Annotated in this window: 17 protein-coding genes; 9 read left to right on the forward strand and 8 right to left on the reverse strand. The window is 53.6% G+C overall.

Annotation, left to right across the window (positions count from 1 at the left end; translation table 11 throughout):
* Positions 1–180: 180 nt before the first annotated feature.
* The 5 genes from K3767_RS12185 to K3767_RS11355 all read left to right on the forward strand — a co-directional run bounded on the left by K3767_RS12185 (position 181) and on the right by K3767_RS11355 (position 4257).
* The gene (locus K3767_RS12185; RefSeq protein ID WP_255592418.1) at positions 181–615 is read left to right on the forward strand and encodes a hypothetical protein; all 435 of its coding nucleotides are present in this window, start codon (positions 181–183) and stop codon (positions 613–615) included.
* 130 nt (positions 616–745) lie between these two features.
* Complete coding sequence (locus tag K3767_RS11340; RefSeq protein ID WP_221173708.1) at positions 746–1954, forward strand: HD domain-containing protein; 1209 nt, start codon at positions 746–748, stop codon at positions 1952–1954.
* A gap of 92 nt (positions 1955–2046) precedes the next feature.
* The gene (locus K3767_RS11345) at positions 2047–2700 is read left to right on the forward strand and encodes a site-specific DNA-methyltransferase (RefSeq protein ID WP_221173709.1); all 654 of its coding nucleotides are present in this window, start codon (positions 2047–2049) and stop codon (positions 2698–2700) included.
* A gap of 364 nt (positions 2701–3064) precedes the next feature.
* Complete coding sequence (locus K3767_RS11350) at positions 3065–3955, forward strand: nucleotidyl transferase AbiEii/AbiGii toxin family protein (RefSeq protein WP_221173710.1); 891 nt, start codon at positions 3065–3067, stop codon at positions 3953–3955.
* Between the two features lie 164 nt (positions 3956–4119).
* Positions 4120–4257, forward strand: coding sequence for a hypothetical protein (locus K3767_RS11355; RefSeq protein WP_221173711.1), 138 nt, complete (start codon positions 4120–4122; stop codon positions 4255–4257).
* A gap of 24 nt (positions 4258–4281) precedes the next feature.
* On the opposite strand, the gene K3767_RS11360 is transcribed toward K3767_RS11355, so the two are convergent.
* Both K3767_RS11360 and K3767_RS11365 read right to left on the reverse strand, forming a co-directional pair.
* Positions 4282–5274, reverse strand: coding sequence for a hypothetical protein (locus K3767_RS11360; RefSeq protein WP_221173712.1), 993 nt, complete (start codon positions 5272–5274; stop codon positions 4282–4284).
* 195 nt (positions 5275–5469) lie between these two features.
* Positions 5470–6249 carry a hypothetical protein gene (locus K3767_RS11365; RefSeq protein ID WP_221173713.1) on the reverse strand — a complete coding sequence of 260 codons (780 nt, stop codon included), beginning with the start codon at positions 6247–6249 and terminating at the stop codon, positions 5470–5472.
* Between the two features lie 150 nt (positions 6250–6399).
* Between K3767_RS11365 and K3767_RS11370 the strand changes: the two genes are divergently transcribed.
* The 3 genes from K3767_RS11370 (at position 6400) to K3767_RS11380 (ending at position 8877) form a co-directional block, all read left to right on the forward strand.
* Positions 6400–6843 carry a metal-dependent hydrolase gene (locus K3767_RS11370; RefSeq protein WP_221173714.1) on the forward strand — a complete coding sequence of 148 codons (444 nt, stop codon included), beginning with the start codon at positions 6400–6402 and terminating at the stop codon, positions 6841–6843.
* A 119-nt stretch (positions 6844–6962) separates the two neighbouring features.
* On the forward strand, positions 6963–8030 hold the full coding sequence (locus K3767_RS11375; protein ID WP_221173715.1) for an exodeoxyribonuclease VII large subunit: 1068 nt from the start codon (positions 6963–6965) through the stop codon (positions 8028–8030).
* A gap of 88 nt (positions 8031–8118) precedes the next feature.
* Positions 8119–8877 (forward strand): CRISPR-associated endoribonuclease Cas6, encoded by a 759-nt coding sequence (locus tag K3767_RS11380; protein ID WP_221173716.1) that lies wholly within the window; start codon positions 8119–8121, stop codon positions 8875–8877.
* Positions 8878–8961: 84 nt separating this feature from the next.
* Here K3767_RS11380 and K3767_RS11385 read toward each other — a convergent pair whose 3' ends face one another.
* The 3 genes from K3767_RS11385 to K3767_RS11395 are packed head-to-tail and all read right to left on the reverse strand — an operon-like array spanning position 8962 to position 10305.
* Positions 8962–9393, reverse strand: coding sequence for a hypothetical protein (locus K3767_RS11385; protein WP_221173717.1), 432 nt, complete (start codon positions 9391–9393; stop codon positions 8962–8964).
* A 37-nt stretch (positions 9394–9430) separates the two neighbouring features.
* Complete coding sequence (locus K3767_RS11390) at positions 9431–10075, reverse strand: hypothetical protein (RefSeq protein WP_221173718.1); 645 nt, start codon at positions 10073–10075, stop codon at positions 9431–9433.
* Positions 10039–10305, reverse strand: coding sequence for a hypothetical protein (locus K3767_RS11395; protein ID WP_221173719.1), 267 nt, complete (start codon positions 10303–10305; stop codon positions 10039–10041). The genes K3767_RS11390 and K3767_RS11395 overlap by 37 nt, the downstream gene beginning before the upstream one ends.
* A gap of 449 nt (positions 10306–10754) precedes the next feature.
* On the opposite strand from K3767_RS11395, the gene K3767_RS11400 reads away from it, so the two are divergent.
* Positions 10755–10997 (forward strand): hypothetical protein, encoded by a 243-nt coding sequence (locus tag K3767_RS11400; protein ID WP_221173720.1) that lies wholly within the window; start codon positions 10755–10757, stop codon positions 10995–10997.
* A 13-nt stretch (positions 10998–11010) separates the two neighbouring features.
* Here K3767_RS11400 and K3767_RS11405 read toward each other — a convergent pair whose 3' ends face one another.
* Genes K3767_RS11405 through K3767_RS11415 form a run of 3 tightly spaced genes read right to left on the reverse strand, consistent with a single transcriptional unit; the run spans position 11011 to position 12921 of the window.
* On the reverse strand, positions 11011–11577 hold the full coding sequence (locus K3767_RS11405; protein WP_221173721.1) for a hypothetical protein: 567 nt from the start codon (positions 11575–11577) through the stop codon (positions 11011–11013).
* Positions 11574–12158: an NUDIX hydrolase gene (locus K3767_RS11410; protein WP_221173722.1), complete on the reverse strand. Its 585-nt coding sequence runs from the start codon at positions 12156–12158 to the stop codon at positions 11574–11576. The genes K3767_RS11405 and K3767_RS11410 overlap by 4 nt, the downstream gene beginning before the upstream one ends.
* A complete protein-coding gene (locus K3767_RS11415) occupies positions 12148–12921 on the reverse strand; it encodes a hypothetical protein (protein ID WP_221173723.1) in 774 nt (257 codons plus the stop codon). Before K3767_RS11415 ends, K3767_RS11410 begins: the two co-directional genes overlap by 11 nt.
* Between the last annotated feature and the right edge of the window lie 218 nt (positions 12922–13139).

The following is a 13139-nucleotide window of genomic DNA, read 5'->3' on the forward strand; positions in this document are numbered from 1 at the left end:
CAAGGGCCGAAGAGCAGGGAACTTTACGAGGAATGCCTCAAAACCGGGAAAAGCGCCATCACGCTTGTGGATCAGGCGAGGCACTTCTGGCCGACGCCGAGGGGTGGCGGGATGGTGAACGGTCCAAGCCTTGCGGATCTGAGGCGGGGCAAAGCAAAGGGTCGCCTAGAAGCGGAAGTCATGCTGAGAAGCAAAATGTGGCCGACGCCGACCTGGGCGGATGCGAACAACCGCAAGAGGCATGTGGGAGGCAATCTTTCTCTGGCCGGGGCGGCCTTTCTCTGGCCGACGCCGAGAGCGCAAGACAGTTACGATCGGTGCAACATGAAAACCATGGAACGGATTTACAATCAGGGGGGCGATCTTACGCTTTCCCGAAAAGTACGGGTGGAGGCCAAATGGGGCCTTTGGCCAACCCCGACCGGAAGGGACTGGAAGGACGGTTCGAACACGACCGTCCCGACGAACTCCCTTCTTGGGCGGGAGGCGGTCTCCCGATGCCATGGCCAGTCACGGAGTGGATTGAAGGCGAAGAAGGAGAGGATCGGGAGGTTGAGCGTGTCTTTCGTGGAGTGGCTGATGGGGTTCCCCTTGGGCTGGACGGATGTGGAGTAGAGTGCAGGCCGCACCGCAACCGCAGACCGAGGCTTCAGGCTCTGGGGAATGCCATCGTGCCACAGGTGGCGGCTGTGATATTCGAAGGGATCAAGAAAATCGAGACTGAAACAGCCAAAGGAGGCTTATCGTGAAAATTTTTCTTGTCGGCGGTTATGTGCGGGATCTGTTGCTTGGTCGCAAGCCATCCGATCGCGACTGGCTCGTGGTCGGGGCCACGGAAGAAGAGTTTCTGGCTAGGTTCCCCGGCGCTCAAAAAGTGGGGGGCCACTTTCCTGTTTTTCTAGTAAACGGCGAGGAATACGCATTCGCCCGCATGGAACGCAAGGTGGCTCTTGGGCACAGAGGCTTCGAGTTCGAGTTCGGTCCTCATGTCACCCTAGAAGATGACCTGCTACGCCGTGACCTCACCATCAACGCCGTAGCCATGGATCTGGAGACTGGGGTCATCTTCATGGCCCCCGGCGCTTATGAGGACTTTCGGCTTAAACGGCTTCGTCATGTATCTGAGCACTTCGCGGAGGATCCTCTGCGCGTGTATCGCGTAGCGAGGTTCGCGGCTCAGTTACCGGACTTTTCGATTGCATCCGAAACCATTGCGCTTATGCGCAAACTGAAGAGAGAACTTCACACTTTGTCCGCCGAAAGGGTCTTCATGGAGCTAAAGAAAGCCCTGGCCGCTCCAGCTCCGCGCCGGTTCTTTGAAGTGCTTCTCGAAGCTGATGTTCTTGATGTTCACTTCCCGGAAGTGCAAGCTCTCGTTGGAGTTCCCGCCGGGAAAAACAAACATAAGGACGAAAAAGACGCATTCGAGCACACCATGAATGTGCTTTCGTACCTGAAGGAACCATTGCTCAGGTTCGCCGCTCTTTGCCATGATCTCGGCAAAGCTCTTACCGACCCTGACCTCTGGCCGTCCCATCATGGTCATGACAAACTGGGCGAAGGACCTGCTCGGACTCTTTGCGACCGCTTGCGAACCCCTGCAAGGTGGAAGAAAACGGCGCTTATGGCTACCACACTTCACATGAAAGCTCATCGTCTTCCTGAGATGCGAGCCGGTAAAGCGGTAAAACTGATCGAGGTGCTTGCCCGTTTCCCGGGTGGGGGTGTGCGCGGTTTTTTAGATCTCTGCGTGGCTGATGGTATGGATGCTGATGTTGCTGAAAATCTGGTGCAACGGTCTCAAAAAGTTCTGGCCATTCGATTGCCAGAAAGATATCACGGTCTTGGGCCAAAGTGCGGTGAGATACTTCTCAATCTGCGAGCGCAGGCGTGGAAGCGTTTCGATTTGAAAGGAACTTTAGTAACGACATGGCGAGTTTCATTCACTTTTTAAACGAGCTTGAAAGAAAAGGGCAAGTCCGCATGGCTTATCAGAGCGATAATTGTATACTCTTGCACGGTGACTCGCTGGAGATACTACCGCTTTTGCCTTCCGAAGCATTTGACGCCATAGTAACCGACCCACCCTACGGAGTGAACTATGCGCCTTATGACGACGCCGAAGTGTTTTTCGAGCTCGAAGACGAGTTCCATCGCCTTCTGAAAAACTCGGGGTGGTTCGTTTTCTGGTGGTCCACCAAGAAAATGCCGGCGATAGGGCGCATAAAAAGGTTCGACTATGTTTGGATGCTCTCCGTGGTTTTCGCGCGCACCGTTTCGAGGTGTGTGCTCGGCTGGCGCACCTTCACGCCGGTGCTTGTTTTCTCAAAAGGCAAGCCCACCGTCTTCGCAAAGCGCCAAGACGCCATCCCCGCGGTGGAACTTCCGCAGTTTTTGGCGGATCCCATCAGGCAGGGAGACTTCAAGCCCACCTACGCTCAAGCCTGCCTGCTCGAGATGTTCGGCAAGAACGGAGTGGTCTTGGATCCTTTCGCGGGTTTCGGTTCGTTGTTGGTGGCCAATGAAGAGACCAGAATAGCCCGGTTGGTGGTGGGGATCGAAAAAGACGATAGCAGGGTCGAAAAGGCCCTTGAGATTCTCAAAAAGCGGGATCTCAGCGTTTTGGGTAAGGGTGAATCCGGTTCCGTCGACCAAGGACTTGAGTCTTTGCCGCTCTTCGGGGCGCTTCAGCTTCAGTAAAAGTCCGGTCGTTTGGGTCTGAGTGTTACTGTGTATAATGGGAACACGAGGTGTATAAAGACAACAGAAGATGATGTGGAAAGCATGGAAGAAAAACGCCGGCTTGAACAAAGCTGGATAGCATTTTTTTACGAGCCGCAGACACTTAAAGTTTTATTAGCGTGGGATTGTGACATATCCCCCGAGGAGCTTGTCAAAGCGGTTCGGCGAGGACAATCCCCTTACTTTGAAAGGGCATTACAGAAATTAGGATGGTTTTCTCTACTTGCCATCGTTGGTGACATTGCGGTTTTGCATGCCATGTTGAGGCAAAAGGAGAGATTCCTTCGCCGAGTTGCTGATCGCCGCTTACGGAGACATTTGAGTGACTATCTGGCGCTCGCTGAACATCTTTTGGGACAGAAAAGCGATGGGAGAGTTGGCAGAAGTAACCGCCATGGTAATGGATAGGCGTATACAGCAACACATCAAAGCTCTCGGGCAAATCCTCAAAAAAGCTCGAGAGGTGCAACAGCTTTATCCACGAACATTTTTCGTGCTAACTGGTGAAACATTGTTATCGTTTTTCTACTTACATCATCGCTTTTCTCAAGATCCTGATTTTGTAATTTCTGGCGCACCCGAGAGGGAAGAATACCAGATCATTCAAACTTTTTCGCGAGCTTTGCGCGAAATGGGACGATTAGAAGCAATCGACATAAACCCCGAGTTTGGGCATTACGAATGGGTGTTACATCATCCCACATCCGTCTCGAAAGTCGAAGTAACGCGCAAATTCAATCGTGAGGAGTTGCCCTGCAAGTGCGTAGAGGGCTTAAAGGTAGAAAGCTTAAAAGGGGCTCTGTTAGGCAAAGTAGAGGCTTTTATGTGGCGTTCCGATCCGAAGGACTTGGTAGATCTGCTTGTGGCGTATCAACATTACCCGCTTACTGTTATACAAACACTAGAGCATGCTCAAACATGGATTTCCGATTTTCGATATATTGATTTTCTGATTCGTTTGGAGAATGCTGAGCTTAATTTGCAAGGTTTGATATTGTGGAATGTTCGAGAAGAAGAGCTCTTGCATATACGCCATGCTCTTATTGCTCATTTCACAGATCCGCAAGCCCTAATGCGGTTTGCAAGGCAAATCAGTCGCAATATGATCGATCCTTCACCGCATCCTCTTGAGCTTATACAGCAAGAATTATCTTCTATTAATGGGGTCGTCAAACAGGCGACATTTTCAGCCTCTAAAACCTTGGAATCGTGAGGTCTGAGTGTCACTAAATCACGCCTAGGCATTCCTCCAATCATTGAGAACATCTGGAGAGCTGGGGGGTCCGCAGGTGCGAAGCTATCGGAAACTTAATTTTACATAAGATTTATTATCGGACATCGCGGTCGCATCCAGAGAAACGGAGAAATGTCGAACGCTTGGAGCTTGCTCTGGAATTGACGGAGGTGGCCCAAGAACTCAAGCGGGCACGGGAAATGGCCCCACAGAAGAAGACAAGACCCGTGCGTCTGGTGCGGACCTTCTTATTGCGCATGATCCGGCGAAGCGGTACCTGAGTCTGCCGAACCGCATGTCGATTTTCAACGACAAATGGTGCTAGGAAACCCACAACTTTTTAAAGGTTGACCGGATCGGCTTTTGCCTTTCGCCTGTTGTTCTGGTTGTCTAAAAGTTGTCTTCAAGAATATTCCGTGAAGTTCAGGATGGAGCACAAATTTTAGTCCCAGCTCTTTGCAAACCTCTCTGGCTTCTTTCTCATCAAAACCACACCAGTAATCAGGTTTTGCAACAACTACACATTGCTTCAAAGACTCAATAATTTTGTCTCTGTAGTTTTCAACGATATATTGAGCCAAGGGAGTTCCATAGCATCTTCGGTAATACTTTAGATGAACAATGGCCTGCCATCCGACCTTAGCAAGTGCTAAGACAGGAGGATCACCCTCACTCAAGTAATGTTCAATTTGCTTTTTAAAAGCATGTCTAAAAGATTCCTGAGCAAGTGCCGGTTCAACCCAGTAAACAACAGCATTACCCATTCCTCTCTCCACCACCTTTGGATTTTGATAGATGCGCAGGTAGTCCAAACCGCCCGGCAGATCAAACAGATTGTCATATTCCTTCACTTTCTTTCCAAACCTGACTGGAACGGTTGTGCAGAGATATACCAATCCCTGGGTCTCTCTTTCTAGGATTTTCTTAGCTCTCTCTTCCTTGGTCCTTCGTGCGATTTGTTTTCTTTCTATACTTCTTCTGCTTCTTTCCTTTTCTCTCCTTAACTCTTCCCTTGTTACGACCTCTACCTCTAGTCCCTCCTTTTTCAGGATTTCGGGAACATTCCCAAAAAATCGCCATCCCGGTGGAAGAAAAAACAAGTCTGCTTCTTCAAGGAACTCCTCATCCCAATAGGCGGTTTTTAGTTTCTTCAAGACTTCCTCTGGAATTTCTGCAGACTGCGGAGCAAGCCGGTATCTTGCCTCAAACGGAGGAGGACAATTCCATGGTGTCTCGGCTTCCTGCTCTGGAATGACTTCCTCAGGGCTTACTTCTTCTATGAGAATTATCTTTTTCATAGGAAGAACCTCCTCTTTCCGCCTCTGCCGGTAATTCTAACGATACTCCACCGACTACCCAAAGGCTACTCAAGCCACAAAAGGAAGAGCCCGGAAAAGTAATCTCTTCTTTGCCGTTTTCCTCTCCTTCTCTTCCAATGATTCTAACAACACACGACTTCCACTCCGAAACCCTTGAAGAACTCTTTGAAAGCTTCAAAACCGAACCTGGTCAATCTGTCCGGACAGGTGACGGCGATGGCTCTTGTTCCTTTTCGGCTTGCCGTCTTCCTCAATTACCGCAAAAATTTCGCTCTCATGTTCGGTCACCACATCATTTATTGCGACCCAAAGGTTGTCGGCCGTGCCCTCCGCAAGCCAGCTACCGTAGTCTTTCTCCGCAAGCTCAAGTGTTCTCTGAGCGAGTCGGCGGGCCTCTTCATCAGAGAAATTTTCACGATAGTAGTCCGCCACATGAGCCGCAGTCAACCAGTTCGGCACCAAGCTGACCAGTTTCCCATTCTTACGGATGACCACCGTCTCAAAACGGGTCCCGTCCGCAAGCTCAAGTTCAAGCGTGCCCGCATCCAGATCGAAATCGATAACGGCGACCGTCGCCTTCTCCGCCTTCGATGAGGGAAGAAAGCTTGCAACCCGATTCAAAGGGATCACCTTGCCGCGCTCAATTCTGTAGCCCCACTCTTCTCCATCCTCACCACGCTGGTAAAACTCGACGACTTCGCCGGGCTTGATGGTCCTTGCGACGAACTCCGCTAGGAGATCGTCCTCATAAAATTTGCCGTACGCTTCATCGGGCCGAAAGGCCACATGACCGTCCTCATAGCGCAACTCCTCAAGGTAGTATTGCGCCCACCTCGCCCGATCGGGATGCTCGCGACTCACCTCTTCTAAGAACTTGCGCTTTTCCTCCTCGAACTCTTCTTCGCTGAGGTCTGTGGGGTACTCAAAGAGCGTGATCTCGGAGTAATATCCCATGGCTCTGTCCTCCCTCCTTTTTTTCGCCTTGCTTTTCGAGCAACAATTTAGCGCACCTTCCCCCTGGAAAGCGAAAAAAAATGCCGCAACATCGGCGCTACTTTTCCTCCTGCCGTGACTTGGCGAGCGCACAAAACCATCACTTTCTCAATGATCTACCTCATCACGCACTCCTTCCCCGCCGCCTTTATTGCCGCGCTGGGAAGTGTTTTCCCCGACTTCGTCGAGTTCGTGTTCTGGGGCGGGTATGTTCCGCGTTACGCGCATCGCAAGGCGAGCCATTGGCCTTTGCCCTACCTTGTCCTCGCCGCTCTGACCTTTTACTACACGGCGAACCCATTCGCCTTCGCAATGTCGTGGTTCTCCGTAGGGTGCCTGCTTCACATTGCCGAAGACGCTCTAACCGGAAAGGTCCCCCTGCTCTCCCCCCGGCGCCGCTCCTTCGGTGTGCGTCTTTTTCGCACGGGGTCAATGCCGGAAATGATCCTTGCGGTCATCCTTGTCGCCCTCGCGATCAAAACCCTCTTCGCCACACATTATCGATTCACGACGATGCGCCTCGATGCGCTCCTGCATACGACGGGCTTGCCGTAGACAGGTCTCCTTCTTCCCTTGCAGGATGCGGGGCGGGCGAACTTGGTCGGCGAAGCAGGGTTCGCTATCCTTGGAAAACGGAAACACCGAGCAAAAATTTTCGCCAAAAGGAGGAAGAAATGAAAATGGCGAAGTTTGCGAGGACATCGGATCCGCTCGAAAAGGATGTGGATCCCCCTTTCGAAAGTGGCTACTACCTTCCCGGCGACATTCTCGAGCGAGTCGCTTCCGCCGGCGCAGGCGGCCTGGTGCGGGTACGGGGGTTCCTTGAGCGGTGCGAGCGGACGAACTACGACTGTTTGGCGTACGCGCATGGCGATGAGGAAGCGCGAGTCACTCTTACGGGGGAAGCCCTCCGAGAAGCGCCGGAGGGAGCCTATCTCGAGGTGGTGGGTTTCCTCAGAGTATACCCTTACGGGAAGGGCGGGGCCCTCTACCCCCGCATAGAGGTGCGCGACTTGCGGGTGCTTGACCCGCCTTCGAGCTCGGAGGAAACCCGGCGTCGGACGGAACTGTTCGAGCTCGCACGAAACCGGTCCTTCCGCCCTCTCCAGCACATGGTGCGGGAGAGCTTCGAACGACTAGGTGCGCTCACCGTGGGAATAATTCACGGCCGGGGCGCTCAAACTCACAGGGATTTCGAGAGCGGATTTTACGCCACGGCCAGAGGGGCGTTTGCGGAGCGTGTGGCCTTCCTTTACCGGGAGGTTGTGCTCGCCAGCGATGAGGAGCTGGCCCGAGCCATTCGGGAAATGGCCGACCGCGTGGAAGCAATTTTCATCGTGCGCGGGGGCGGCGGCACCGAGGATCTTGCCCGGGTCGGCGGATATGCTTCCGCAAAGGCGGCGCTTGAAGCTCGGTGCCCGGTTTATGTAGCTCTGGGGCACTCGCTCGATCGGGGAGTGTCCCTGCTCGAAAAGGTGTGCGACGGAACATTTCATACGCCGTCGCTTGCCGGCGCCGAGCTGGGACTTGCTGTAGCCAGCCACGAAGAGCGGACGGCGTTCAATGAACTTCAGGAGAAAACGCGCCTCCAGCACGGCGAAATAGAATCCCTTAAGGAGGCTCTGAGGCGACTCGAGGTCGACCTCAAGCGCTCTCGACGGCTCAACCGGGTGCTGGAGATCCTGCTCGCTCTGGGTGCCGTGGTAGCCATCGCGCTTTTCCATTCAGCGCGGATTTTCTGAAAGAACATCAGGAGCGCTATCGATAAAACTTTGCGTAAGTCTTATCGATAAGGTTTTTCTTAAAACTTATCGATAGAGGGGGTCGGAAATGATGGGGCTTGAAGTGCTCACGCGGTTCCAGGTATGGTTTCCGGCGCGGCTGGTAAGGCGCAGGGAGAAAGGGAAGAATGTGGACCGCCACATTGTGCAGGGCGTGGTGAATCGAAACTTCCTGCCCCCCGAAGTGTCGGCCTTCCTGCACTCGAGCGGAAACGGTAACGGGCGCACATACCGTCCTTTGGTGGTGAGCGACATCAGATTCCCGCGAGAGGGAGTGGGCACCCTCGTCTTCGGACTTTTTGCGGACGCTCCGGTCCAGCGGGACATCGAACTCTGGCTCAAGGCGCGGGAAGTGCCCTATCGGCGCTTCGATGTGAGCATGGAGCTTCTCGCGAAGCGCGATCGGTTCGCCCTGCTCTCTCCTGTCCTTTCGCGTACCGCCGACGGGCGCTATCCTCACCCCGCAAGGGAGAAGGAAGCCTTTGAAGAGGCGCTTACGGTCAACCTGCGGGGTAAGCTCGTTCGCTACGGCTTCGTCGAGGATGCCCCCCAAGATGTGTGCGTGGAGCTTCTCAAAGGACGCATTGCTCGGCGCGATTTCAACGGAAAAGCATACCGGGGGTTCCTGGGCTTTTTGCGCATAAAAGGCGCCTGCGGTTTAGCCGCCATCGCCGCTTATGCGCTGGGCGTGGGCGTGCGCAACGCACAGGGGTTCGGTATGCCGGCATTGCCTGAGGAACTGAGGAGGTTTCTGGAGCCGCTGGAAATGGCAAGGCGACATATATCAACTTCTTTTATTGCCCTCTAAGTATAAGGACTTAGCGCAACCAAGAGTGGTACTGCCTTTTCTCATGCTCACCACAAGGAGATCATTTCTGTATTTCTTTATATTTTACTGTCTGTAAACGCAGACTCGATCATAAATTGTCCGTTGCGCACAAGACCCTTCAGAAATATACAAAAGCTGGTCGCTACTTATTTCTATGTATCCATTACAATTGACATCAAAATGCACAATAAAACCGGGTAAGCTCCAACTAGAAAAAGCACAACTACCAGTTCTATTAGCAAAACATGTTTTGGGATTACGCCAGAGTACTGGAGCTTGCCAGACCGCTTTACATTTTCCTTGAATATCAACATTACTTCCTATATAAGAGGGCTGACTCGAAAGAGCATTTTTTGTGGCGAAGAAAATGCCTGCATCCAGAGTGGCATCAGTTTCCCCCAATGCCCAACAGGAAGGAAGGAAGGAAGGAAGGAAGGAAAATGCCCAAACTAAAAGAAAAAGTTTAAGCCACTTATCTAGTCTTCGTGTACGCATACCAACCTCCTTTATTGTTTTCTATTCGATGGACGATCTAGTTGCCATGAAAGCATACCCCTTTGCTCGTGACTCCCGTTCCAGATGCATGAGCCGACAGACAGATGGTTTTTGAAGCGCGCGATACTTGCAAATAAATATCATAGGGGCAGGGCCAGCCTCCACACGCTATATGAGCTATTCGCCCGTTATAATCTCGCCAAGTAGCAGGTTTGTCTAAGTTGTAAGTTGCTTCAAATTGTCCTGATCTTATTCGTACTACAACATCATTGCGGTTTTTCTCGAAAGCGAAAGAAGCCCCTGGTGTTCCATAGCAGCCACCCCAACTACAAGAATATGGAACATATAGTGTAATGAATTGACCAAACCTCTGCGGATTCGCCACCCCTGGATGGTATGCAGTACCAAGACGCAACCAAAGAATCTGTTCTCCATTAACCATCCAAAGAGAACTTTGGGAATCACTTCCCCAAGGCCAGAAAGGAGGAGAAAACCAAGAACCCGTATAAATTTTTAGAGCATTGTTGCCACCCGTAGCTAGGCCGCTTCCCTGCGCAAATTGTATGCTCGCCCCTCCGATTCTCGCGTCCGTTTCCCCTAATGCGTGGCAGAGGGGAGGGGAAAGATGAGCTAGAAGAAACACCATTAAAAGCACTTTTGAAACACATTTACGAACACCCATGACTGATCACCTCCCACGAAAGGTGTCGAGCGATTAAGGGAGGTCAGGTAGGGTTGACCGTCGGCGCCGAGGAGCATGACGCAGATGCGGTAATTGGTACCCACCACTTCAACGCGCACATCAATAGCGTTTACAGGGACGGCCCCTGCTCCTGAGGTGTTCACTATGGCGAACCGGTAGGGTTGCACATACACCTTCGGGGCACCGGCGCCGCAAGTGATGATCGGCACAACGGCGCATCGGTAGTAAAGACTATTGCTCCCCACAGTATAGCGCTGGACCGAGAAGGGCGAAGTGTTGTCGATCACAAAGGTCGAAGTGACCCGCACGCTAGTGCGAACATCATCGTAATCAGGAGGCACCAAAAGAACAGCCGCGCACGCCGACGAAAAACGAAACGCAATTACGAAAAGACTCAAAAGAGCGATCATCGTTAGGGCCAGAGGCATTACCAACTTGCCACGCCCCGGCCTACACATACCCACCTCGATTTTCTCTGGATTTTTCTGGAATTTCCTTCTTTGGAGCTAAAATAGCCTGCGCAAGACCGATGCTCCCGCAAAACCCCAAGAGGGCCAAAAGGTGTCCCCTACCCTACTCCGCTACTCCGCTCCGCCCCGCTCCGGTTCACCATCCTTCGGGGCTTTCCAAGCGCCGTCGAAGGTGATATGCTTCCAGCATGGAAGTCGTCGCAAAGCCATCGCACAGAGTCAGAGTGCCTGCACAGCAAAGCTGTCCTTTCTGCGGTGCGCGAGCCGTTTTAAGAACAATCAGGCGCCGGATCGGGCTTTACCCTCGCGTGATCGCCGAAGAAGAAAAGCGTCTCTACGAATGTCCCGCCTGCGCGCAACAGTTCTGGACCCTCACCCGGAAACTCGCACCCTCTCTCAAGGTGCGCTCCAAACGAATGCGTCGCAGGTGAGCCCTAAACCTCTTTATTGCGGACTCACCCCTAGCCCGGTCTGTTTGGATCTCCCAGACTCTGGATTGGGCGCCTTTCTGCAAGCGGAAAGCCTCTTGTATGCCAATTCCTCCACTTCGCCCGAATCTACATTCCGCAACATTTTGTCAAGCGAGAGCTCACTCCACGCTAAACGGTACTTCCCGGCTTTTAACGAAGCCCACGCCGCTTCCCAGATCCGCGCGGCGATACCGGGATCCGCCATGTCCTCTACAGTATAGCCGTTCTCTTCAAGAAGATTCTCCACCGCATCCGCAAGATCTCGAACAAGGTCCGGGCTAATCTTGACGACCTGAAAGTTTTCAAAGCCGTAAAACTCCCAGCTCGCCTGGTCTGGATCGTCCGGCTCCCCGTTCCAGGCAACCCAGAAGGTTCCCTCCACAACTGAACCGTGCGGAACACCCAGAGCCTCTGCGAACTCATTCATCACGACGGCCCGGGCTTCGGCCTCGTAGTAGTGCTCGCACCCCACGACCTCCTTTTTCCTCCACTCTCCATAGACCGTCACATCTCCTTGTTCGAGCAGGTCGTAAGTTTTCATCTTGGCCCTCCTTTTTCTAAATTCTCCTCCCAATTGTAGCACCGAGCCACCTCGAATCGGGCTACTTCACAAAAAATCCGCACGCCGCGAAATCCGCCGTCCTCCACGATCCGTTCCACGCGAAATCCGGCACAGAGCGAATTGCAGGGCAACTCCCCGTACGGACAGATGAGCGGCACGCAAAACTCCCCCGCGGGGCCCTCGCTCCTCTTCTCAAGCGCCCAGATCACTCCTCTTTCGTCTTTGCGAACCACCCGCTCGGGAACCTCCTCCACAGGGCGCCACCTGCGAGAAAGCATCCCCTCCTCGGGGGGCACCCTGCGCTCTCCACGCTTGGCGCACCGGTGACCACTCGGCCCCACAAATCGACCGCACTCTGGACACCGAGGATTCTTCTTCGCGAAAGGCCGGGGCTTCCGCGTAAAACCCGTCTCCCTCTTAACTTCCTCTGGAAGCCCTATTCCCTCACGAAGAGCCCTGCTGAAGGCCTGGAGCATCGCTTCCACATTCAGCTCTCCCCAGTCCACTCCGCTTCCCCCGCGGCCGAACAATGTCAACATTCGCGCCGTTTTACCCGCCAAGCGCCACCCCCTCAACGCCGACGAATATTCCGGGATCGCTCACCACATACTCACACTCGTTATGCCCCACGATGCGAAGATAGGGCCCCCACACCGAACGCGGCAAACGGTGCATCACATTGGTCACCTTGCAGGCCTCCGCGATGCTCACCGGCTCCCCGGGACGCACCATTCGGCCGAGAAGACCGCGACACACCCGCAATTGCATTCGCAAAAAAGGCATTTTCCCGGCAAACACCTCCCTCCACGGGAAACATCGCACGGCCTCCTCGAAGCGCGTCGCCGCGTTCTCCTGCACCACCACCGGCAGGTAAAACCCCTCCGGTCCCCTGAGGCTCTCCCCGGAAGCGCCACGGAAAGAAAACCCCACCTTCCCCATCCACACCAGCCCGTCGCTGAGCACCGCGAGCAGAAAGGGCGTCTTCCCTTGGTTGTCGTAGAAGGTGAACCGCACGAACAGCTCATTGCGCCGGCCTCGCACGGCCGGGTCCGCTCCAGCGAGCACAGCCTCGGGCAATCCCTCCGCGGGAAACTGCAAGGGGTTAACCGCCTTCTTCAAGGCGTGCGCTTGGAGGCAAGCCGGACACACCGCATAGTCCGCATCGGCGTGGGCTTTCGGGATCTCCCAGAAAGAGAGAAATGCATCCGAAAAGATCTTCTTGCCCGGGACGAAACACAATGCATCGGACCAGCATCCGCAGAGATCGCACACTCCGCTGGCGAGTTTGCTTCGGTGCGTCCACCTCTCAATGAGATGCTCCATGTCGCCTTGAAGTGTTTTTTCTCCAGAAGGTATGCGCGTCAGAATTGCCGCCCGCCCTTCATTCTCAACGCAAAGAAGATAGAGCCGAAACGCTCCCCCCGCGACCAGCCGCTCATAAGGACAAAGCGTTGCGGCGACAAAATCGGTTTTCGCCGTTTTCTCTCGCGCGGGAAAAGCACACTTCGGCGGCCTTCCGCTCTCTTTCGTCACGACACCGC

It is taken from the genome of Thermosulfurimonas sp. F29 (genome assembly GCF_019688735.1).
GTDB lineage: Bacteria > Desulfobacterota > Thermodesulfobacteria > Thermodesulfobacteriales > Thermodesulfobacteriaceae > Thermosulfurimonas_A.

Coding starts and splice junctions, on each gene's coding strand:
- K3767_RS12185 (WP_255592418.1), top strand. CDS start 181: ATGCTGAGAAGCAAAATGTGGCCGACGCCGACCTGGGCGGATGCGAAC.
- K3767_RS11360 (WP_221173712.1), bottom strand. CDS start 5,274: ATGAAAAAGATAATTCTCATAGAAGAAGTAAGCCCTGAGGAAGTCATT.
- K3767_RS11365 (WP_221173713.1), bottom strand. CDS start 6,249: ATGGGATATTACTCCGAGATCACGCTCTTTGAGTACCCCACAGACCTC.
- K3767_RS11370 (WP_221173714.1), top strand. CDS start 6,400: ATGATCTACCTCATCACGCACTCCTTCCCCGCCGCCTTTATTGCCGCG.
- K3767_RS11375 (WP_221173715.1), top strand. CDS start 6,963: ATGAAAATGGCGAAGTTTGCGAGGACATCGGATCCGCTCGAAAAGGAT.
- K3767_RS11380 (WP_221173716.1), top strand. CDS start 8,119: ATGATGGGGCTTGAAGTGCTCACGCGGTTCCAGGTATGGTTTCCGGCG.
- K3767_RS11385 (WP_221173717.1), bottom strand. CDS start 9,393: ATGCGTACACGAAGACTAGATAAGTGGCTTAAACTTTTTCTTTTAGTT.
- K3767_RS11390 (WP_221173718.1), bottom strand. CDS start 10,075: ATGGGTGTTCGTAAATGTGTTTCAAAAGTGCTTTTAATGGTGTTTCTT.
- K3767_RS11400 (WP_221173720.1), top strand. CDS start 10,755: ATGGAAGTCGTCGCAAAGCCATCGCACAGAGTCAGAGTGCCTGCACAG.
- K3767_RS11405 (WP_221173721.1), bottom strand. CDS start 11,577: ATGAAAACTTACGACCTGCTCGAACAAGGAGATGTGACGGTCTATGGA.
- K3767_RS11415 (WP_221173723.1), bottom strand. CDS start 12,921: ATGGAGCATCTCATTGAGAGGTGGACGCACCGAAGCAAACTCGCCAGC.